Consider the following 22,142-nt stretch of genomic DNA (forward strand, 5'->3'; position numbering starts at 1 on the left):
CACTCAGGCAAAGATAAAGTCAGAGTTCGACAGATCCGCAATTTGCGTGTTCAAAAACCCGATGTCGATCCACGTGCTGTATTCCATCAATACGTGATTGCCCACTTGCGTCAGGGTGAACTGGCTCAGGCTTGTGAACCCCCAGAACGACATGTCCACAAGATCTTCGCCAGACGTGAAGTCGGTGATTTTGTTCAGTTCGTTTTGATCCGCAGCCTGGAAGATAAACACGTCATTTCCGGCGCCTCCGGTGATACGATCATCGCCGTCGCCGCTATAGATGGTGTCGTTGCCATCGCTGCCACGCAAACGGTCATTGCCATAACCGCCGTACAGAACATCGTCGCCGACGCCACCGTTCAACACATCAACGGACCGTCCGCCGTGAATGGTGTCGTTGCCGGTGTTTCCGTAGATACGGTCGATATCGTTTGCTGACCCGGAATAATCCACATCGTTGATGTCACCATAGATCAGGTCATTACCTTGATTGCCCAAGATGAAATCGCGACCTTCCGCTCCGGTAATTGTGTCATCGCCTTTACCACCATTTAGCGTGTCATTGCCTTGCCGGCCCACCAGCGTGTCGTCACCGCTATAGGTTTTGATCACTGTGTCCACGTTGGTCGCCACAACCACATCCGCCTGATCCGCGAAGGTGGTTTTGATCGTAACCACATCGCTGGCACTGACTGTCACTGTCCAATTGTCAAACGACCCGGCTGCGCCGTAAATTTCTTGCATCGCCTGAACATCAAAGGTGCCCAGTTCGGTCGTATAGGGGTTGTCGATGTTATAGGTCATGACGGTATTGTCTTGGTTGTCGGACCCGGCGTTCAATTGAACGTTGCCCTCAAACGGGTGTTGCAGACCCAAAGCGTGCCCAAGCTCGTGTAGGTTGACTTGGTAGCCATAGGCGCCTTCAGCTTGATTTTGGTACGCATTCACAAAGTAGCCTGTGCCTGCTTCGTTATTGTAGGCTTGCGCCACATTGGCCCACCCGCCAACACCGGACACTTCCGCGCCCATGATGTTGATCATGCCTTCGCCTTGGACCTCGACAAACTTCAAGCCGGACACCGCTTCGTATTTGTCCATGACCTGACGCATCAATGTGCGCTGGGCTTCGGTGTAGGACCAATAGGCGTCCGCTTCGTATGGGTCGTAATCGGCCAGTGCAGGAAGATCAGCTGTGTCCGTAAAGCTGTATGTCACCACCGTTTGCGTGCCAACGGCTACGCCACCGTTCCAACGCAAGTTGTCGTTTTGCGTGTAGTACAGAATCGCAGTGTAATCATCGACAAAGACAGGTGCCGCATCCGAAGTACCGTCACCACCGATTGCATCGATGTTTTCATGTGTATGCGAATGGTCGTGGCCGTGGTCGCAGTCAGCTCCACAGTTCTCGTCACATACATGTCCGTCTGAACCATCTTGCTCGATTGTCGCAGCCATTTTTACCATTCCCATTTCAAACTCGCTTGCAGCGTAACCTGACTTAAGAATGTGGCCAAGTTAGGTTTCATTCACTGCGTTTCAGGAAACAATCGAATTCGCAAAAGTAAACAATTTCATAACGTTAACTATCAGCCGGTATGAGTACAATCCCGCCTATACCTGCCTCATTGTTTACAAAATGCCCTGTAATCGCCCAAATTTGGCGCTTTTGAAGCCTTTCTTAACCGCGACAACAGTCCGCAGGGAAACCAAGGAAATGGAATTTAGAAAATGACACTCATTGTAAATCAAGACGCCTTTGTGGCGGCGCAAGTAGTCGATCTGATCGCGAAAGAGCGGGCTTTGGCATTGTCCAAGCGTGAATGGAAACACCGCATCGCTGGTTACGGCTATAGCATCCGTGAAACAGCTGAAGGCGACATCATCGAAACGCTCCCCCACCACGTGCCTGTTTGCGCACTGCCCCCAGAGCTGGCTGCTTGACGCGCCAGAGGCCTTCGCCGGTCTGACTTTGACGCGCCGCCAAAATGGGGCGCAGGACCGGCGAAAGACATACTCCTTGCCTCAATACCCAGCCTTAACGTCCCGGAATCGCGTCCCGTCGTGCGCCCGGCTCCCAGTTGTCGATCAAATCCATCGCTTCTGCGGCGGTGTCGACAAATCGGAACAGATCAAGATCTTCGGCTGAAATCGTGCCCGCATCCGCAAGCACATCCCAATTGATGATCCCGTCCCAGAACGCCTTGCCAAACAGCAAGAACGGCACACGCTGCATGCGGCCCGTCTGGATCAGCGTCAGCGCCTCGAACAGTTCATCCAACGTACCAAAACCACCCGGAAACACCGTAATTGCCCGCGCCCGCATCAAAAAGTGCATCTTGCGGATCGCAAAATAGTGGAAATTGAAACACAGATCGGGCGTGACATACGCGTTTGGCGCTTGTTCAAACGGCAACACAATATTCAATCCAATTGACGCGCCACCCGCATCGACTGCGCCCCGGTTGCCTGCTTCCATCACACCCGGGCCACCGCCTGTGACGATGACGTTTTCCCGTCCGTTACTTTCCATCGACTTCAACGTCATCAGCCGCGCAAATTCGCGGGCTTCGTCGTAAAACACCGACAAATCCGCCAAAGTTTTGGTACGTGCCGTGTCCTTCTTTGCAGGCTCGGGAATGCGCGCACCCCCAAACATGACAATTGTGCTTTCAATGCCCTGTTCGTCCAACAGCATCTCAGGCTTGAGCAACTCAAGCTGCAAACGCACCGGCCGCAGTTCATCGCGGCACATAAATTCATCATCAGCAAACGCCAAAGCGTAAGCCGGTGACCTTGTTTGAGGCGTGTCGGGCGCACCTTTGGCGGCTTCACGGTCGGTGTGCGCGTCCCGAAACGGGCTTTCGCGGTGATCTTTCATCTAAAGCAATCCTTTGGCTGTTGATTAAAAGGTAACGCGCCATGCACACCTTGCCCAGACGAGATTACAGATTTGATTGCAGATATTATTGCACGAAGCCCCCGTTTGCTGTCTAAGCGCCGCAACGCATTTTGGGAGAGAATCCATGTCTAACGCACAACTCGAAACTGCCATCGAAGCCGCCTGGGAGGCCCGTGACACAATCACCCCAGCCACCAAAGGCGAACAACGCGACGCGATCGAAGCCACATTGCATGCGCTGGACAGCGGTTCTTTGCGCGTTGCTGAAAAACAGGCTTCCGGCAATTGGCATGTGAACCAATGGGCCAAAAAGGCCGTGCTTTTGGGATTCCGCATCAAAGACATGGAAATGCAATCCGGTGGTCCGCAAGGCGGCGGCTGGTGGGACAAGGTCGATAGCAAGTTCATGGGCTGGGGCGAAGCCGACTGGAAAGACGCAGGGTTTCGCGCCGTGCCAAATTGCATCGTGCGCAAATCTGCATACATCGCACCTGGTGTCGTGCTGATGCCATCCTTTGTGAACTTGGGCGCCTACGTCGATGAGGGTACAATGGTCGACACATGGGCCACAGTCGGGTCATGCGCCCAAATCGGCAAAAACGTGCACTTGTCAGGTGGCGTCGGTATTGGTGGCGTCTTGGAACCCATGCAGGCTGGCCCCACAATCATCGAAGACAACTGCTTTATCGGTGCGCGTTCTGAAGTGGTCGAAGGCTGCATCGTGCGCGAAGGATCCGTTTTGGGCATGGGTGTCTACATCGGGCAATCTACCAAAATCGTGGACCGCGAAACTGGCGAATTCACCTATGGAGAAGTCCCTGCAGGGTCTGTTGTCGTGGCGGGCTCTATGCCCTCCAAAAACGGTGTCAGCCTGTATTGCGCGGTTATCGTAAAGAAAGTCGATGCCCAAACACGGTCAAAGACTTCCATCAACGAGCTTTTGCGTGACTGACGCCCCCAAAAAACCAAAGAAACCGTCGCGCCAGCAGGTCTTTACCTTGCTGGTGCAAATCGGCCGGAAAGACGGTGACGGTCTGCCTGAAAAGGCCACTGGCGCAGCACTTATGTGCTTTTCCAGCGGCATCGACGAAGCAGAAGCCGTGCGCGAAACCGTGGCTATTCTAAAGCAGGCGGATACAGCTCCTTTGGACGTGACGGGCTATGGCACCTTGGCAGAACGTGAAGCCGAAGGGCATGACATCGGTGATGATGAACGCGAACTGATGCAACGGGCTTTGGATGAAAACTCTGTGATTATCGCCCAGATGACGCCATTCTTCGACTGATCCAAACCTTAAGCGGCCCGTTGATCGACCAATGTAATCGCTTCAAAGGCGCGTAAAACCGGAAACACAGGCTTGCCATGTTCCGGCAATTTGCTTCTGTCGCTGCCGGCCAGAACGCTTGCATTCAGATCTTCGGCTTTGCGCCGCAACCGTCCAATATACAAGCTTTCGACAGACGTCCCTGCCGCCATGATTTCTTCATGCCCGGGCAACAATAGATGTGTGTAAGTGATCAGGGGCCCGAAATCTTCATAGTGGGCTGCATAACCGTTCACCAGATGACGGGCTGGCACCAAAACAGCTTCTTGGCCGAACAGATACTCTACCTCTGATCCACGAATAATCAGGCGTTGGTCCGGTGCTGCAATCATGTCCTGACGCAATCCGAAATAAGGTGCGCGCAGTCGTATCGGCCGGTAACTGCCCAAGGCAGGTACAGTACGTTGCACGCGGTTCAACACAGGCACAGACCCCGATCGTTCCGTTTGCACCAAATCCCCACGCTGCAATTGCCCTGCAGCCCGATAGCCCCACGGCGTGGCAATCGGCGCAGACAAGCTAAGGGTCGGCGATGGGCCGATCGGTTCGATCTGTGTGGAAACGGCGGCAAAAACTGCATCGGTGGACATGTCACGATGGCCTTTGGCCAACATGAAATCACGGATGTCGTGGGCGCTTAGCGGTTTTGCGTTTTGCACAAAAACCGATTCTGACGTTGCCTCTTCGGGTCGTTCAAGCGACAGGCGACCCCACTTGGCTGCAACATCCCATGCATAGGTCAAACGCACGACGTCTGTACGCCCTGATCCACGCCACCGCAGTGTCGCATGCGTGACTTCGTTGTCATGCGCGTGAACCAATGCCACCCCACCGCCGGGAATGGCCTGAATACTGAAAGACCTGTTGAACGGGTGTCGCCTCTCAAAGCCCAGCAAAACCTGCGGCCGTCCATTGGGTGACATACGGGTTTCCAGAACCAGTGTACCGCGCGGCATTACAACTTCGGGATCCAAATCCACCAAGCGCGTCTCGCCACGATCGGACCCAAGCCCGGACGGCGCGAACCGGCCCTCATTGTGATCTGTTGTCGCGATCCAGGACATCTTGCGTTAGGCCACTTTCTGCGCGTCACGCAGCAATTTTGCTTCAAAGTGCTTCAGAACACGGCGGGCCGCAGGGCTATATCCAAGCCCTGTATCAGGGTCTATTTCAGGAAAAAGTGTGCATATTTCCTCAACCACAGCGCGGTCGAAACTGCTGGTGGTTTGTGGTCCCGGCAGAAAGCTTTCTGTAGCCAGGCCTTCGGAATAGACCACCTGATGACGGTCAAACATCAAGTGAACATATGTCACTTCACCACCCACACGCCGTGTCACAGACTGATCATTGATCAGCTCTTTGGCGGCCACCAGAACCTCGCTTTCGCCGAACAGCAATTCGGCGACGTTGTCCTGAATCAAGATGCGGTGCTCGGGCGAGACCAGCAGATCGTTGTGGGTGCCAAAGGTGTTGGCACGGATATGAATGGGCGCAAAATGATCCTGCGCCGCAACGGTGCGTGTCCCGATCCAACGCAAAGGCTGCGCCTTTTCGTCTTGGGTCAGCACCAGATCACCCGGCACCAAGTCTTGCACTTCACGTTGCCCGGTTGGCGTGGCAATCATCGTGCCCGCCACAAAACACGGAATGGAATTGACGTTTACGATGCCAATGTCCGTGTTGTCGCCGTTGTCGACGGTGTAGGTAAAGTTGAACTCTTCGGTGTCACCATCCCCCACGATGTTGATTGTGCCATCGGCATTCAACATGATGGTCTGGCCGGTGCTCAGTGTCACTGGCACACCAACTGTTACAGGTTGCCCGTTCAGGTGGGTGATCGTTAATGTGCCACCGCCACCATTCACGTCGTTGGCCAACACATCCAGGTCAGTGTCGCCGTTGGGGTAAAGATTGGTTGAATCCGTCAGCGCCACAACTTCGGTTTGAACGGAATCCCCGGCGATCAGCAGATTAGAATCATATTGGTTGTCTGTCACATCCGCGATAGCAATCCGAATGGAATTGACCACACCGGAATTGACAGGGATTGTCAGCGTCATCGTAACGGTGAAACCGTCCATTTCCGTGTTGTAGTCACTGTTGGCATTGTCGACATACAGGTTTTGGTTTTCACCAGAGTTGATGTTGCCCGGGTCGGTGTCACCGTTGCCCACGGACATGGGCACCAAAGATCCGTTGATCCAAACACCCACGAAATCCTGATAAAGCGAATCTTGATATTCGGGATATTCTTCTGACGAAAAGACGAATTGCATCGTCATTAAATCACCCGTTGGAATGAAATCCACATCCAGAACCGACGCATCATAGGTGCGCGCACCCGCGGCTGTGTTGAACTGCCCGAAATTGTTGATCCCGGATGTATTTGTCGAGGTGTTGTTGTCTTGGTTCGCTTGCCCGTTTGAATTGGTGAAGTCGTCCGCATCACCGGTGGACATAATAACACCGGTGTCGCCCGGTGTGACACCCGGTGAAACACTGTCACCATTGGTATAGATGCCGGAAGAATCGTTATCACCGTAGTAGGTGGCCCCCGTTACGGTAACCCCATCCCCGAAGATAGTTTCCGCCATCTGCGTCGCATTTGCGCCTGTATTGATCGGAAGTTCCGATGCTGTAACCATGTCTGCCTCACCCAATTTTCAAGGCAGCACACATCACAGCGCACACAGGTTTCCCCTGCATGAATTCAATCGCACATCATTGGTGCGCAAAGCCGTTCTTTGACGGTCTAACTGCTAGATGCCCTGCCTCGGGTCATATTATTACGTAAACGTTAACACGTATGGTGAGACTTTGGGAATTATTTGCGCAAACAACCTCTTGGCATCGCGTCCTTTTCGCCACATTGCTATAAAAAGACACCGACAGGAGATACCGATGACCGCTATAGATCCCGCCGCACTGACCGCAGACCTTGTGCGTTGTCCCTCTGTCACTCCGGCGGATGCCGGGGCTTTGGACATTTTGGCGACGCTTTTGACCGATGCGGGTTTTCACATTGCCTGGGCCGATCGCGGCGGTATCCGTAATCTTTTTGCGCGGTGGGGGGAAAAAGGGCACGCGACCACATTTGGATTTAACGGACATACGGATGTCGTGCCCATCGGAGACGAAGGCGCATGGACCATGCCCCCGTTCGGCGCCGAGGTCAAAGACGGCATAATGTACGGGCGCGGCACAACAGACATGAAATCCGGCGTCGCCGCTTTCGTTGCGGCTGCAGTGGATTTTGTGCGCAATACCCCACCCGATGGCGCCATCATCATCGCCATTACAGGCGACGAAGAAGGCGATGCGATTGATGGCACAACTGCATTGCTGGAACACATGGAGCACACAGGCGAAAAAATGGACGTCTGTCTGGTCGGCGAACCCACCTGCCCGAACACTATGGGCGAGATGATCAAAATCGGACGTCGCGGGTCTTTGACGGCGTTCTTCACAGTGACCGGAAAGCAGGGCCATTCGGCTTATCCGCACCGCGCAAACAATCCGTTGCCTGCGGTGGCACGCCTTATGGATCAACTGGCCTCTTACGAGCTGGACCAAGGCACCGAACACTTCGACGCGTCAACTTTGGCTGTTGTCACAATCGACACCGGTAACCCTGCCACAAACGTCATCCCGGCAGAATGTTCCGCAACGGTCAACATCCGCTTCAACGATGATCATTCAGGCGCATCTTTGACCGATTGGCTGCAACGCGAAGCAGACGCCGTGGCAGCCGCATTCCGGGTGCAAATAGACATGCGTGTAAAGATCTCGGGCGAAAGCTTCATTACGCCACCCGGCGCCCTATCGAACTTGGTCAGTGCTGCGGTGCAAGCGGAAACCAACATCGTTCCGCAACTGTCCACCACGGGGGGAACCTCTGATGCGCGCTTTGTGAAGGCCCATTGCCCGGTTGTCGAATTTGGCCTCGTCGGGCAATCGATGCACCAAGTCGATGAACATGTTCAAGTCGCGCATATTCATCAGCTGAAATCGATCTATGGGCGCATTTTAAGAGACTATTTTGCATGATAGTCTCTGTTTTTCAGACCTCCGACATCGACACATGTCTTGCGTTGCGCCGCGTGGTGTTCATCGAAGAACAGGGTGTGTCTGAACAGGAAGAAGTTGACGGTCTGGACAGTGAGGCCCTCCATGTTTTGGCGACGGTGGGGGGCTTACCCATCGGCTGCGCACGCATTTTACAAAAAGGTGTAACTGCCAAAATTGGACGTGTCTGCGTTTTGAAGGAACAACGTGGCACCGGCCTTGGGGCAAAACTGGTGCAAAAGGCATTGGAATTGGCATCGCAAAACGCTGGCATTGATCGCGCTGTTTTGGGCGCACAGGTACACGCCATTGCGTTTTACGAAGGTCTTGGGTTTACCGCATTTGGTCCCGTTTATGACGACGCAGGGATTGATCACCGCGATATGGAACGCCTGCTGTGATCCGTCAAACCTTGGTTGTTATGCTGAAGGAGCCGCACGCGGGGCGTGTCAAAACCCGGTTGGGGCGCAGCATTGGAATGACCGCGTCGGCATGGTGGTTCCGCCATCAAGTGAACGCTCTTCTTAGGCGCATCGAAGATCCGCGTTGGGATATTGTTTTGGCGGTATCCCCTGACCGCGAAGGTCTGCTGTCTCGTGTTTGGCCAGCGCATTTTGCCCGTGTGCCCCAAGGGCATGGCGACTTGGGTGACCGAATGGGACGCGCCTTGGCGCTGTGTGGGCCGGGACCGGTGTGTGTGATTGGCGCGGATATTCCAAGGATAACATCCAAACGCATTGCACGCGCCTTTGCATATCTTGGGTCAAACGACGCAGTGTTTGGACCCGCCCCCGATGGCGGTTACTGGCTTGTTGGACTGAAGCACACGGCCCCGTTGCCTTCGCGTTTGTTTCAAAACGTGCGTTGGTCTACGCAACATGCGCTGACAGATACCGAAGCGTCTATGCCGGGCCTTCGCATCGCGCATTGCGACACATTGCGCGACGTGGACACTGTCGACGATTTGCCCATGACGGCGCGAAGCGGGCGTGATAGCTGAAATGGTATGACCCGTATCCCCACAAAGCCCGAGATCCTTGATTGGATCACCGCCAATCCCACGCTGACATCCAAGCGCGACATTTCCAAAGCTTTCGGCATCAAAGGTGCCGCACGCATTGATCTGAAGCGGTTGCTGAAAGAGCTTGAAGCAGAAGGGCATCTGGAGAAGCGGAAAAAGACCTATTCCGATCCCGATCGGCTTCCACCTGTAAGTGTTTTGTTGGTCACGGCACCCGATAACAACGGTGATTTGTTTGCCAAACCGATGGAATGGCAAGGAACGGGTGTTGAGCCCGTTGTTCTGCTGATCACCCGCGCCTCAGATCCAGCGCTTGGGGAAGGCGACCGCATCTTGGCCCGCCTCACTCAGGTCAAAGCGGATGACCATCACTACGAAGGGCGTCTGATCCGACGTATCGGCACCAACCCCAAGCGTATCTTGGGTGTGTATCGGGCGCGTTCCGAAGGGGGCCGCATTCTGCCAATCGACAAAGGCGGCGACAAAGAATGGATCGTGGGCGCCGGTGCCACAGGCGGGGCCAAAGACGGCGAACTGGTTGAAGCCGAACTGGCCGGACCAAAGGGGCGCATGGGATTGCCACTTGCCCGTATCGTTGACCGGTTGGGTGATCCTTCTGCACCCAAAGCGGTATCCTTGATCGCCATCCATCAACACGCCATTCCGGACGCCTTCCCGGACGATGTTGTTGCAGAAGCTGACGCACATTCCCCTAAGGAATTGGGCAACCGCGTCGATTTGCGCGATATGCCACTGGTCACTATTGATCCGTCAGACGCCCGCGATCACGATGATGCGTGTTTTGCACAAGCCGATGACAATCCCGACAATAAAGGTGGTCACATCGTTTGGGTCGCCATCGCGGATGTTGCAGCCTACGTCACGCCGGGGTCCGCGTTGGACCGTGAAGCGCGCAATCGGGGAAATTCGACGTATTTTCCCGACCGTGTTGTCCCCATGTTGCCTGATCGTCTGTCCGGTGATCTTTGTTCGTTGCACGAAGGCGTGCCTCGCGCCTGTATTGCCGTGAAGATGACACTGGACGCGCAGGGTCAGAAAATCGCGCATGAATTTGTCCGCGGCCTTATGCGATCCCCTGCGTCCTTGCACTATGAAGAGGTGCAAGCCGCCATTGACGGTTCACCGAATGAGCGCACAGAGCCCTTGTTAGAGCCTGTTTTGCAGCCCCTTTACGCCGCCTACGCTGCATTGGTAGAAGCCCGCCATCTGCGCCAACCACTTGAGCTGAACCTGCCCGAACGCCAGATCGTTCTAGGCGATGACGGCGCAGTACAGTCGGTGAACTTCAAAGACCGCCTTGATGCGCATAAACTGATTGAAGAGTTTATGGTGCTGGCCAATGTCGCGGCTGCAGAAACGCTGATCGCGAAAAAGTCGCCACTGTTGTTCCGTGTCCACGAGGAGCCCTCGCAAGACAAGCTGAACGCCTTGCGCGAAACCGTCATGGCGGCAGGTTTGACGTTGGCTAAGGGTCAGGTGCTGCAAACCGCGCACTTGAACCGGCTGTTGGCGCAAGCTGCAAACACCGACGATGAAGAGCTGATCAACATCACCACGTTGCGCAGCATGACTCAGGCCTATTACAGCCCGCAAAACTTTGGGCACTTCGGTCTGGCCCTGCGCAGCTACGCACATTTCACGTCACCCATTCGGCGGTATGCCGACCTGATCGTGCATCGCGCTTTGGTCACGGCACACGGTTGGGGTGATGACGGCCTTTCACCTGCTGACATTGATAATCTGGAAAAGACCGGCACACATATCTCAGACACAGAACGGCGATCCATGGTTGCCGAACGCGACACCACAGACCGTTATCTGGCCGCCTATCTGTCCGAACGCGTCGGCGAGGAATTTACAGGCCGCATCAATGGCATCGCAAAATTCGGCATGTTTGTGAAACTGGACGAGTCTGGTGCAGATGGCTTGGTGCCCATCCGCTCATTGGGGAATGAATTTTTCCACTTTGACCGCGACGCAGGCACTTTGATGGGTGCTGACACAGGCATCACCTATCAGATCGGGCAAACCGTTACCGCGAAACTGACCGAAGCAGCACCCGTTACAGGCGGTGTCGCACTTGAGCTTTTGACCGTTGAAGGCGCCGAAGTTCCACGCGGCAACCGCATGTCCCCTGCAGGCCGATCACCACGTCGAAAAGCAACCAACCACAAGCGCAAATCAGATAAGATCAAGCGCAAGGTCAAGCGCACCCGACCTTAGCTTTTCTGTCCAAGCGCCTCGTCAACACGGTCAATATACGCACCTAGAACCGCGTCCTCCGATACACGCTTGGACAGCAACGTGGCGACTGGCGTCGACCGCAGCCCACCCAGAACAGGCGCCACACAGGCATCCGCCAATGTTGGCTGTTCCCCGAACAAAAACGGTCCTTCCCACAACCGGGTTGTGATCGCTTCAAGGTCTTGGTTGGCCCGCGCAAGCCGCTCTTCCGGACTTAACCGACCCAGTCCCTGAACGTGCATGCCCTTCATGACATTTCGACGTAGCCCACCTGTAATCAGGCCACGCAACGGTTTCGGGATGTCGGCAAAATATGCATCTCTGATTGTGGGCCAAACTGCGTCATCAGCCCAGCGGTCCAACATGACGTGATAGTACAGATGGTCTTCCGCCATACGAATAAGGCCGCGCGATGTGGACTTTTCCAAATCCGAAAGCCCTTTGTCAAAATCTGCGCCCTGAGCTTCCAGATAGGCACGAATACCATCGCTATCGCCAATCACCTTCCCGTCCACTGTGATGGCGGGTAATTTTCCCTTAGGCCACTTACGAGGATCGCTTGAGTTTTCACGCGTCCATGGAACGCCTGCCATAGTCATCAAATAAATTGCCTTTGTGGAAAACGAACTTGCGCTTGTTTCCCCGAACATGGGTGGAAAGACAGTCAAAGTGATCATTGGAACGGCTCCTATTCTGGTTGATCTCACCTTTAACAATCCATCCTGTCATTTATTGTCAGTATGTGATTTTATGTTGTGATTATGAACCGAACGCACCGTCTTTTCCAAATGATGCAAAGCTTGCGTAGAATGCCTGCCCCGGTGACTGCCCAGCAATTGGCAGATGACGTCGCAGTTTCCCTGCGGACTGTCTACCGCGACATTGACGCGTTGCGCGGTCTTGGGGCTGTCATCGACGGAGAGGCCGGTTTCGGTTTTACCTTGATCGAAGATGCTGCACTGCCACCCCTTGGATTTGATAACGATGAATTGGAAGCTTTGGTGCTGGGGCTGCGCAACGTGAAGATTATCGGTGATCCAGCCTTGGCCAAAGCCGCAACATCGGCTCTTGGCAAAATTCACGCGCGTGTCCCACCGCGTCAAGCGCACCGGTTAGAACATGCCGTTCTGGACGCACGCAGGTTTCATCGCCCGGAACCGACCACTATTGACGTTGCACGTTTGCGCCAAGCCACTTGGGACGAACTTTGCGTGTCTTTTGACTACGTCGATGGCAAAGGTTCGGCCACACAGCGCACTGTTAAACCTTTGGGCATCGTTTACATGGACCTTAGCAATTCTTTGCTCGCATGGTGTATCTTGCGCCAAGACTTCCGCGTTTTTCGTCTGGACAGGATGCAGGCATTGCAAGTGACAATGAACAGCTTTCGCCCGCATCGCGTTGCACTTCTGCGCGAACATATGGCGTTGATCAAAGCCGAAGTTTCCGCATCGGCGAAAGGTCGCAAAAATTCTGAATGACCATTGTTGACGCATGTCATTTGTTGCTAATTTGGAAACAATAGTCGGATTGGGGATATTGAAATGCGCGGCAACCGATCAGGGCTTTGGGCAATTGGGCTGGTGTGGTTGGCCCAGGCAGCAGACGCGAACCCCGCAGAAAAATCTTTGAGGCCAGTGGAACGCCCAACACCCGTCTCTTTCAAAACGGCACCGCAAACCGAACCGGTTGCTTCAACAGCTGGTTTACGTAAATGGGCAAAAGAATTCCAATCCCGCGCTGAATCGGAAGGCATCGAACTAGAGTTGGTCGCCAGCGTTTTCAAAGATGCCATCTATGATGAGAAGGTCATACAGCGTGATCGAAACCAGTCGGAATTCACCAAAACAATCTGGGACTATCTGGATACCGCCGTTTCGGACGTGCGGGTATCCAATGGCCGGACTGCACTGCGTGTACACGAAAAAACACTGCACGCCATCGAAAAGCAATTCGGAGTAGACAAAGAAGTTGTGGTGGCCGTTTGGGGCTTGGAAAGCGCTTATGGAAGCTTTCGCGGCAGCAACAACACTTTGAATTCTCTGGCAACGCTCGCCTATGATGGCCGACGCGGTGCTTTCTTTGAAAGGCAATTGATCGCAGCATTACGTATTTTGCAAAACGGGGACACAACTGCTTCAAACATGAAAGGCAGTTGGGCCGGCGCAATGGGGCACACCCAATTCATGCCAACATCTTTCTTGGAACACGCTGTCGACTTTACCGGTGATGGAAAGCGCGACATTTGGTCGGACGATCCTACGGATGCTCTGGCCTCGACAGCGGCTTATTTGGCATCGTTTGGATGGCAAAGGAACGTGCCATGGGGGATTGAAGTCCGCGTGCCGGAAGGCTTCGACTACACCCTCGCAAACCGTGACATCACGAAGTCTTCCACAGAATGGCAAAAGCTGGGTGTCACGGCCGTGACTGGCTCAACCTCCAAAATTGGGCCTACATCATTGCTGTTGCCTGCGGGTGCAAAGGGCGCGGCATTTCTGATTACACCCAACTTTGAAGTCATCGAACACTACAATACAGCGGACGCTTATGTGATCGGGATCGGACACCTGAGTGATAGGCTCAAAGGGCATCCAGCGATCCAAGCAGATTGGCCGCGCAACGATCGGGCTTTGACAAAAAGCGAACGTATTGAGCTGCAAACAAACCTAACGGCCAAAGGTTTTGATACGCAGAAAATCGATGGAAAAATCGGCCCTTTGACGATCAACGCTGTACGCGCTTACCAAATCAGAACAGGTATGATTCCCGACGGATATGCGTCTTTGAGGCTGCTCAAATCCCTACGTTGAAGCGGCAACTTCTTTTCGCCAAAAGTATCCCGGGGGAGGGGCAATGCCCCGGGGGCAGAGCCCCCAAATCCCCGGTGGTCAAGTCACAGGCTTAGGACGGCGACATGCCACGCAACCGCTCTGAACGGCGGCGCAGCAGTTCAACCACCGTAAGCAGCGCAATGGAAATCGCGACAAGAATCGTGGCAACCGCCAGAATAGTCGGGCTGATTTGCTCGCGCAGACCTGTGAACATTTGCCAAGGCAGAGTTTTCTGGCCCGCAGACCCCACAAACAACACTACGACCACCTCATCGAAGGAGGTGATAAAGGCAAACAAGCCGCCTGAAATCACACCTGGCAAAATCAAAGGCATCTGGATCCGGAAAAATGTTGTGACAGGATCAGCACCCATATTTGCAGCGGCGCGGGTCAGGGAATTGTCAAACCCCACAAGCGTTGCGGTAACCGTGATGATCACAAATGGAATACCCAACACGGCATGCGCCAAAACAACCTTCACATAGCCCACAAAGTTCTTTCCAAGACCCAGTGAATTTTCCATGAAATTCCCAAGATCAGAATAGAAAAAGAACATGCCCGTCGCGGAAATAATCAGCGGTACAATCATCGGTGAAATCAAAATCGCCATGATTGTGCCTTTGAAGGGCACATGGGATTGCGACAAACCGATGGCGGCCAAAGTGCCCAAGGACACCGAAATGATCGTCGCAATCGGCGCGATAATCAGCGAGTTTTTCAAGCTACGCTGCCATTCGTTGTTGGTGAAAAAATCCTGATAGTGCTTCAAAGAATAGGCGTCAGGGTCCAAACGCAGCATACCCGGCGTGTAAGTGAAGAAATCCTGCGCATTAAAGCTAAGCGGGATAATCACCAGAATAGGCGTGATCAGAAAAATGAAGATCAGCGCACAAATCACGCGAAATCCGTAGTACCAAACCCGCTGAGGCAGCGTGGCGTATGGAGGCAATCCCATTGTCTTTATCCCAGTTTAACGTTGTCGATGCCGACGATGCGGTCATAGGCCCAATACAGCGCCAGAACCACAATCAGCAGGATTGTTCCAAGCGCCGCTGCCAAGCCCCAATTGAGCGAGGAAGAGATGTGATAGGCAATCCGGTTGGAGATGAAGACACCTTTGGTGCCGCCGACGATTTCGGGGGTGATATAGTAGCCAATTGACAGGATGAAGACGAGGATAGACCCCGCGCCAATGCCCGGAATGGACTGCGGGAAATATACGCGCCAGAAGGCCGTCCAATTGGTGGCCCCCAACGATTTGGCCGCACGCAAGTAGCTTGGCTGAATTGTCTGCATCACAGAGTACATTGGCAGGATCATGAAGGGCAACAGAATGTGCGTCATCGCCACGATCGTGCCAAACTGATTGTTGATCAGGATCAAACGGTCCGCATCCGGCACAAGCCCGATCCAAACAAGAACTTCGTTGATCACCCCGTTTTGCTGCAACATGACTTTCCATGCAGAAGTCCGCACAAGCAGCGATGTCCAAAACGGCAGTAGAACCAGAATAAGCAGCATATTCGCTGTCCGAGAGCTCGCATTCGCCAACAGCCAGGCAACAGGATAGCCCAACGCAATGCATGAACCTGTGATGATCAGCGACATGATCAACGTTCGCCCGAACAACTTAAGCAAAATTTGCTTGTCTTCGGATTGCCATGCGATGCCTTCAGGCGTCTTTTGCGCATCGACCGCGTTTAGGAAGTAGCCCGAGGTGTAGATGCCGGAATGCGTTTGGAGCGTCTTCCACGTTTCAACGTCACCCCAGCCTTTGTGGATCTTGATCAACTTTTCCTTAAAGGGCGCGTCTTCCGTTGGGTCGAGCCGTTTCATTTTTCGGCCCGACTGCCGGAACATGGACGACATCCCAGTTTTTTCGTAGTTCAGGCGTGTGCCAAGTTTGGTGTGTTTCTTTTCCGCGATGGCGACGACCATGTCGCGTGTGAAAGCCGCATAAACGGCTTCGTCTGGCAGCTCTCCGGTGGTGGCGTCCCAACTGGACAAAGCGGCCACAGTTTCGGGCAAGGTATTCACGACGATGTCGTTCTCAACGGACCGGAACAACATAGATCCGATTGGGATAATGAAGGTCAAAAGAACAAACAAAAGCAATGGCGCAATCAGCATCAATGCACGCAGCTTCTGGCGGCGTAAGGCGCGCGCCAGACTGCGTTTCAGGGGCGTGCCGTCTGCGGCCAACATCACGCCGTTTGCTGTGCTATCGCTCATGTTTGGTCTCTCAATTAAAGGGTCGCAGGGGCCCGAGGGCCACTGCATTTGGTTTTGGGGTAAGGTGGGTTTAAACCCACCCTACGTGGCTTATTTCGCCAACCAAGCTTGGAATTTCGCGTCGATGTCGTCGCGGTAGTCAGCCCAGAACTCGTAGTTGTAGAGGAACGTGTTCTTGGCGTTCTCTGGGTCTGTTGGCATGTGTGGCGCCATGTCGATGCCCAGTGTTTTGTGCTTGCCGACCAATGGTGCAGAAGACTTACGCGCAGGACCGTAGGAAATGTACTGCGCTTGGTCTGCCAGACGCTGTGTGTCTGTCGCGAACATGATGTAGTCCAACGCACGTGCTTGACGCTCTGGGCTCAGGCCCGTTGGGATGATCCAACCGTCAAGGTCAAATACTTGCGCGTCCCACAGCATGCCGATTGGCTGCTTTTGCTCTTCGATCGCTGCGAACAGACGACCGTTGTATGTGGAACCCATGACGACTTCGCCGTCAGCCAACAGTTGTGGCGTGTCCGCACCCGCAGACCACCAGATCACGTCGTCTTTGATGGTTGCCAGTTTGTCGAGCGCCTGCTGCTGGCCTTCTTCGGTCGCCAAAACGTCATAAACGTCTTCGTTTGCAACGCCGTCACAGATCAACGCCCATTCCATGTTGTTGATTGGACGCTTTTCCAAAGAACGCTTGCCTGGGTAGGCTTCTGTGTCGAACACGGCGCAAACGGAAGTTGGGGCTGTGTCGCCAACCAGGTCCGTGCGGTAGCCGAATGTCGTAGAGTACACGATTTGCGGGATGAAGCAGTCGGAAACCAACAGATCGCCAAAGTCTTCGGATGCTTTTGTGCCGTCAGGCGCGTCAGCCAATTGTGTGTCTGCGTCGATTTCCATCGCCAGACCTTCGTCGCACAAACGGATCGCGTCTGCTGCAACAACGTCAACCACGTCCCATGTGACGTTGCCCGCTTCGTTCATCGCGCGCAATTTTGCAACAGCTTCAGCAGAGCTGTCGTCGTTGATGATCGTTACGCCATTCGCTTCGGCATAGGGGTCGTGATACGCGCCTTTTTGGGAAGCAGAGTAAGCGCCGCCCCAAGATACGATTGTCATTTCGGATGCCATGTGGCCGTCGGCCGATACCATGCCAGCCGCAACAGTAAGGGCCGTTGTGGCCATCAATGTTTTGGTGAGTTTCATGTGTAGTCTCCCAAGTTTTGCCCGGTTTGGTATTGAGGCTGGGGGGTACGGGCTTGTTACCCCGCCTCTAATTTATCGCGCAGGGGATCACCCGCGCGATTCCATTTACCGCTACGCGTCCAGCGCGCGGCAATCCTCTGCCATCCAGCCGATCTCAATCTGCTCGCCCGGCTTCAAACGCACCTGATCTGGCGCATTGCGTGTTTTGATGATGAATTCATCTGTGCCTGCCACGCGCAAGCGCGTACGGAAGATGTCACCCATATACACAAATTCCAGCACTTCGGCTTTCAGTGTATGCGCACCTTCTTGCAAGCGCGTCGGATCCATTTCGACCCGCTCTGGGCGGATGGAAACCCGCGTGCGTTCACCCGGCTTGGTCACGTTGACCGGCTTGGCATCAATGATGTCGCCCCCATCCAACTGAACAAGCGCCACACCGTTGTTGATCTCTTTCACCACGCCTTCCAGCGTGTTGTTTTCACCGATGAACTGCGCAACAAAACTGTTTTCTGGCTCTTCATACAGCTTGTCTGGCGGGGCCAATTGCTGAATGCGCCCGTCGTCAAACACCGCAACACGGTCTGACATCGTCAACGCTTCGGTTTGGTCGTGCGTCACATAAACGGTCGTGATGCCCAACTCATGCGCCAGATTGGTAATTTCAAACTGCAAAGTTTCACGCAGCTGTTTGTCCAACGCGCCAAGCGGCTCGTCCATCAAAACCAGTTCGGGTTCAAACACCAAGGCGCGCGACAAAGCGATACGCTGTTGCTGACCACCGGACAGTTGCGCAGGACGTCGTCCGGCAAAGTCTTGCATCTGGACCATGCCCAGCGCCCGCATCACTTTTTCTTCACGCTCGGATTTACCGATCTTGCGGACCTCCAAAGGGAAGGCAAGGTTCTCGGCGACAGTCATATGCGGGAACAATGCATAGTTCTGAAACACCATACCGATACCGCGTTTGTGCGGTGGAATGTTGTTGATCGACACCCCGTCAAGGCGAATGTCGCCATGCGTCGCTGTTTCAAAGCCAGCCAACATCATCAGGCAAGTCGTTTTGCCTGAGCCTGACGGGCCAAGCATTGTCAAAAACTCGCCTTGCGGCATGGAAAGGTTCAAATCTTTGACGACAAGATTCACGCCGTCATAGCTTTTTTGCACGCGCTCAAATTCGACAAACGCCGTGTCGTGTTTGGTTTTGGCCAAGAGAGGCTCCCCAGTTGTACCAGCGGATTTTTCCGCTTTTGTTGAAGACAACTAAAACGAGGGCACATCAACTTTGCAACCAACTATGTCACAAATCTGCGCATGAAAGGTCAATTTGCCGTAAAAGAGACGAAATTGGTCGCATCGACTGGCATTTGTGCGCGGCTTGGTTGAACCTTAGGGCACAGGCCTGTGCTGCAAAGGAACCAACAGTGGAAAAACCGAATCTACCATTTAAGCAAAGTGAATATGACGATCGTCTTTTGATGGTGCGAACTGCTATGGCTATGGCAGGGTTGGATGCTTTGCTGGTAACAGACCCTTCCAATCAAGCCTGGTTGACCGGATACGACGGTTGGTCTTTTTACGTGCATCAAGGTGTGATTGTGACACAAGATGCAGACCCTATTTGGTGGGGCCGAAGCCAAGACACTAATGGCGCCCTTCGCACAGTTTGGATGCAAGATGATTGCGTCATTGGCTATTCGGATGACCATGTTCAATCTGATGTAAAACACCCGATGGAGGATCTCGCACGGCATCTCGATGGTCTCGGCCTTCGCAATCTGGGCGTGGAAATGGACAACTACTACTTTTCGGCCAAGGCCTTTTCTGTTCTGCTTCAAGCCCTGCCAAACATCGGGTTCGCCGACGCGACCGGCATGGTGAACTGGCAGCGCACCGTTAAATCCGAAGCAGAACTCACTTACATGCGTAAAGCTGCCCTGATTTCTGAGAAAATAGTCAATGGGCTGTTGGACCGGGTCGAACCCGGCGTTCCGAAAAACGAAATCGTTGCAGAAATCTACCGCGACGCCATTCGCGGCGTTGAAGGCGTTTGGGGTGATTATCCTGCCATTGTGCCTTTGTTGCCTTCCGGCGCAAATGCGGCCGCCCCTCATCTGACGTGGGACGGCACACCATTTGTATCAGGCGAAGCTACTTTTTTCGAGATATCGGGATGCTATCGACGGTATCATGCACCTTTGTGTAGAACCTTGTTCTTGGGCACCCCGCCCGAAGACATGAAGCACGCCGAAGCAGCAGTAATCGAAGGTTTGGATGCTGGCATTGATGCCGCCCGCGCGGGAAATCGTGCCTGTGATGTGGCCAATGCCTTGGATGCCTGCCTGCAAAAGGCCGGAATCGAACGCGCGGCGCGATGTGGGTATCCCATCGGCCTAAGCTATCCACCAGATTGGGGCGAACGTACCATTTCCTTACGCGCCGAAGATGAAACCGTTCTGGAACCGAACATGACATTCCACCTTATGCCGGGGCTTTGGACGAAGGATTGGGGACTGGAGATCACAGAAAGTATTCGCATTTGCGAAACTGGGCCGGCCGAAACCTTCAGCAACATGCCACGTCAACTGTTTGCGAAACCTTGAATTGGGGCTCTGCCCCCGGCCTTTGGCCTCCCCCGGGATATTTTTAGCAAGAAGATGCACAGTTTATTAACGATCAAAATTCATGATGGTCGGGCAGTACAGGCGGGGACGCCGATGACTGTGCAAGGAGAAGCAAAGCTTCTTTATCAATGGGGGATGTTCTACCTGAATCATCCCCCATTTTCTTTTCGCCAAAAATATCCCGGGGTGTCTGAGGGGCTGGCCCCTCAGGACGCTGGTTTCAACAGGCCTTGATCTTTCATTTGTGTATAGGCTTCGTCCAAAGCCTGCCTTGCACGTTTGCCCAAAGTCGTAATCTCTTCTGGCGTGATCACCAACGGTGGCGAAATCACCATGCGGTCATAAACATGCCGCATGATCAGGTTATTGGCAAAGCAACGTTCCCGCGTCATATAGCCCGCTGTACCCGCATCCATAGCGAATTTGGCCCGGCTGTCTTTATCAGGCGTAAGCGCCAAGGATCCCATCATTCCAACAATCGTGGTTTCCCCCACAAGAGGGTGATCATTTAACCCATGCCACACCTCATGAAGTGCCGGCATAGCCACATCGCGCACGTGGCCAAGGACGTTTTCTTCTTGCAAAATACGCAGGTTTTCCAACGCGACTGCGGATGCCACAGGGTGGCCAGAATAGGTATAGCCATGGTTGAATTCCCCCGAATTGATAACATCGGCAACCTCATCCGAGACAATGGAACCACCGATCGGTTGATACCCGGAAGACAGGCCTTTGGCGATTGTCATGATGTCCGGTTTGATCCCTACCGTTTCAGAGCCAAACCAGTTGCCTGTGCGCCCGAAGCCACAAATAACCTCGTCAGCAATCAGCAAAATCTCGTATTTGTCGCAGATGCGCTGGATTTCAGGCCAATACGTTGCGGGTGGAATGATGACACCGCCTGCGCCCTGAATGGGTTCTGCGATAAAGGCCGCCACACGATCTTCGCCCATTGCAAGAATTGCTTTTTCAAGGTCCTGCGCCCGCGCCAATCCGAAGTCTTCCGGTGTCGCGTCGCCACCTTCCGCCCACCAGTAGGGCTGATCAATATGATGAATGTCAGGAATTGGTAGACCGCCTTGCTCATGCATAGGCGTCATGCCGCCCAACGATCCCGATCCCACCGACGATCCGTGATACGCATTTTTCCGGCTGATGATGATCGACTTGCTTGGTTTGCCTTTCATGGCCCAATAGGTTCGCACCATTCGAATGTTGGTGTCATTGGCTTCGGACCCTGAACCCGCAAAGAACACTTGGTTCAAATGTGAAGGCGCAAGCGACGCAATTTCTTTGGCCAAGGCAATGACCGGCGCGTGTGTCGTCATAAAGAAAGTATTGTAATACGGAAGTTCGCGCATTTGGCGGGCTGCCACATCCGCCAGTTCATGCCGCCCGTAACCGATATTCACACACCAAAGACCGGCCATACCATCAAGGATTTCATTGCCCTCGCTATCGGTAAGATACACACCTTCCGCCCGTGTGATGACCCTTGCCCCACGCTCTGCAAGCTCGTTTCCGGTTGTAAACGGATGCATATGATGCGCTGCATCCAATGCTTGTAGCTCAGCCGTGGGCAAATGATTGGTGATGGCAGACATGGGGCATCCTTTCAAAACGTGCAACGTGCCGACAATATGGGCTTCGTTCAGGCAGTCAATCACCCTTTCAGTGGGG

Annotated in this window: 19 protein-coding genes and 1 pseudogene; 10 read left to right on the forward strand and 10 right to left on the reverse strand. The window is 53.9% G+C overall.

Features of this window, described 5'->3' with window-relative positions; genetic code table 11:
• Window positions 1-3: 3 nt before the first annotated feature.
• The gene (locus tag ASD8599_RS00180; RefSeq protein WP_181364369.1) at window positions 4-1,455 is read right to left on the reverse strand and encodes a zinc-dependent metalloprotease family protein; all 1,452 of its coding nucleotides are present in this window, start codon (window positions 1,453-1,455) and stop codon (window positions 4-6) included.
• Between the two features lie 273 nt (window positions 1,456-1,728).
• On the opposite strand from ASD8599_RS00180, the gene ASD8599_RS00185 reads away from it, so the two are divergent.
• Window positions 1,729-1,941 carry a hypothetical protein gene (locus ASD8599_RS00185; protein ID WP_108826667.1) on the forward strand — a complete coding sequence of 71 codons (213 nt, stop codon included), beginning with the start codon at window positions 1,729-1,731 and terminating at the stop codon, window positions 1,939-1,941.
• A gap of 94 nt (window positions 1,942-2,035) precedes the next feature.
• On the opposite strand, the gene ASD8599_RS00190 is transcribed toward ASD8599_RS00185, so the two are convergent.
• A complete protein-coding gene (locus ASD8599_RS00190) occupies window positions 2,036-2,878 on the reverse strand; it encodes an LOG family protein (RefSeq protein WP_108826668.1) in 843 nt (280 codons plus the stop codon).
• Between the two features lie 145 nt (window positions 2,879-3,023).
• Here ASD8599_RS00190 and dapD point away from each other — a divergent pair, with 145 nt between their 5' ends.
• Complete coding sequence (gene dapD, locus ASD8599_RS00195) at window positions 3,024-3,851, forward strand: 2,3,4,5-tetrahydropyridine-2,6-dicarboxylate N-succinyltransferase (protein WP_108826669.1); 828 nt, start codon at window positions 3,024-3,026, stop codon at window positions 3,849-3,851.
• Window positions 3,844-4,185: a hypothetical protein gene (locus tag ASD8599_RS00200; RefSeq protein ID WP_108826670.1), complete on the forward strand. Its 342-nt coding sequence runs from the start codon at window positions 3,844-3,846 to the stop codon at window positions 4,183-4,185. Before dapD ends, ASD8599_RS00200 begins: the two co-directional genes overlap by 8 nt.
• A gap of 8 nt (window positions 4,186-4,193) precedes the next feature.
• Here the strand turns inward: ASD8599_RS00200 and ASD8599_RS00205 are convergent, their stop codons facing one another.
• Both ASD8599_RS00205 and ASD8599_RS00210 read right to left on the reverse strand, forming a co-directional pair.
• Window positions 4,194-5,288 carry a Hint domain-containing protein gene (locus tag ASD8599_RS00205; RefSeq protein ID WP_108826671.1) on the reverse strand — a complete coding sequence of 365 codons (1,095 nt, stop codon included), beginning with the start codon at window positions 5,286-5,288 and terminating at the stop codon, window positions 4,194-4,196.
• A gap of 6 nt (window positions 5,289-5,294) precedes the next feature.
• Window positions 5,295-6,869 (reverse strand): Hint domain-containing protein, encoded by a 1,575-nt coding sequence (locus ASD8599_RS00210; protein WP_108826672.1) that lies wholly within the window; start codon window positions 6,867-6,869, stop codon window positions 5,295-5,297.
• Window positions 6,870-7,125: 256 nt separating this feature from the next.
• Between ASD8599_RS00210 and dapE the strand changes: the two genes are divergently transcribed.
• From dapE to rnr, 4 genes are read left to right on the forward strand one after another with little or no spacing between them, the layout of a single operon-like run.
• Window positions 7,126-8,271, forward strand: a complete 1,146-nt coding sequence (gene dapE / locus ASD8599_RS00215) for a succinyl-diaminopimelate desuccinylase (RefSeq protein WP_108826673.1) — start codon at window positions 7,126-7,128, stop codon at window positions 8,269-8,271.
• Window positions 8,268-8,690: a GNAT family N-acetyltransferase gene (locus ASD8599_RS00220; protein WP_108826674.1), complete on the forward strand. Its 423-nt coding sequence runs from the start codon at window positions 8,268-8,270 to the stop codon at window positions 8,688-8,690. Before dapE ends, ASD8599_RS00220 begins: the two co-directional genes overlap by 4 nt.
• On the forward strand, window positions 8,690-9,289 hold the full coding sequence (locus ASD8599_RS00225; RefSeq protein WP_108829925.1) for a TIGR04282 family arsenosugar biosynthesis glycosyltransferase: 600 nt from the start codon (window positions 8,690-8,692) through the stop codon (window positions 9,287-9,289). Before ASD8599_RS00220 ends, ASD8599_RS00225 begins: the two co-directional genes overlap by 1 nt.
• A 6-nt stretch (window positions 9,290-9,295) precedes the next feature.
• Entirely contained in the window at window positions 9,296-11,554 is a 2,259-nt protein-coding gene (rnr, locus tag ASD8599_RS00230) for a ribonuclease R (RefSeq protein WP_108826675.1), read from the forward strand.
• On the opposite strand, the gene ASD8599_RS00235 is transcribed toward rnr, so the two are convergent.
• Window positions 11,551-12,252 (reverse strand): glutathione S-transferase family protein, encoded by a 702-nt coding sequence (locus ASD8599_RS00235; RefSeq protein ID WP_108826676.1) that lies wholly within the window; start codon window positions 12,250-12,252, stop codon window positions 11,551-11,553. The two genes, rnr and ASD8599_RS00235, sit on opposite strands and share 4 nt — an antisense overlap.
• Before the next feature lie 84 nt (window positions 12,253-12,336).
• On the opposite strand from ASD8599_RS00235, the gene ASD8599_RS00240 reads away from it, so the two are divergent.
• Window positions 12,337-13,056: a helix-turn-helix transcriptional regulator gene (locus ASD8599_RS00240; protein ID WP_108826677.1), complete on the forward strand. Its 720-nt coding sequence runs from the start codon at window positions 12,337-12,339 to the stop codon at window positions 13,054-13,056.
• Between the two features lie 63 nt (window positions 13,057-13,119).
• Window positions 13,120-14,388, forward strand: coding sequence for a lytic murein transglycosylase (locus tag ASD8599_RS00245; protein ID WP_108826678.1), 1,269 nt, complete (start codon window positions 13,120-13,122; stop codon window positions 14,386-14,388).
• Window positions 14,389-14,479: 91 nt separating this feature from the next.
• Here ASD8599_RS00245 and ASD8599_RS00250 read toward each other — a convergent pair.
• The 4 genes and pseudogenes from ASD8599_RS00250 to ASD8599_RS00265 form a co-directional block, all read right to left on the reverse strand.
• Window positions 14,480-15,358: pseudogene (locus tag ASD8599_RS00250) on the reverse strand (ABC transporter permease); the annotation flags it as partial.
• An 11-nt stretch (window positions 15,359-15,369) separates the two neighbouring features.
• Entirely contained in the window at window positions 15,370-16,641 is a 1,272-nt protein-coding gene (locus ASD8599_RS00255; RefSeq protein ID WP_108826680.1) for an ABC transporter permease, read from the reverse strand.
• Window positions 16,642-16,731: 90 nt separating this feature from the next.
• Window positions 16,732-17,838, reverse strand: coding sequence for an extracellular solute-binding protein (locus ASD8599_RS00260; protein WP_108826681.1), 1,107 nt, complete (start codon window positions 17,836-17,838; stop codon window positions 16,732-16,734).
• A gap of 111 nt (window positions 17,839-17,949) precedes the next feature.
• Window positions 17,950-19,050: an ABC transporter ATP-binding protein gene (locus ASD8599_RS00265; RefSeq protein WP_108826682.1), complete on the reverse strand. Its 1,101-nt coding sequence runs from the start codon at window positions 19,048-19,050 to the stop codon at window positions 17,950-17,952.
• A 266-nt stretch (window positions 19,051-19,316) separates the two neighbouring features.
• On the opposite strand from ASD8599_RS00265, the gene ASD8599_RS00270 reads away from it, so the two are divergent.
• Window positions 19,317-20,441 carry a M24 family metallopeptidase gene (locus ASD8599_RS00270; protein WP_108829926.1) on the forward strand — a complete coding sequence of 375 codons (1,125 nt, stop codon included), beginning with the start codon at window positions 19,317-19,319 and terminating at the stop codon, window positions 20,439-20,441.
• 227 nt (window positions 20,442-20,668) lie between these two features.
• On the opposite strand, the gene ASD8599_RS00275 is transcribed toward ASD8599_RS00270, so the two are convergent.
• Window positions 20,669-22,066, reverse strand: coding sequence for an aspartate aminotransferase family protein (locus tag ASD8599_RS00275; RefSeq protein ID WP_108826683.1), 1,398 nt, complete (start codon window positions 22,064-22,066; stop codon window positions 20,669-20,671).
• Window positions 22,067-22,142: the final 76 nt, after the last annotated feature.

The organism is Ascidiaceihabitans donghaensis, assembly GCF_900302465.1.
In the GTDB taxonomy this organism is placed as follows: Bacteria; Pseudomonadota; Alphaproteobacteria; order Rhodobacterales; family Rhodobacteraceae; genus Ascidiaceihabitans; species Ascidiaceihabitans donghaensis.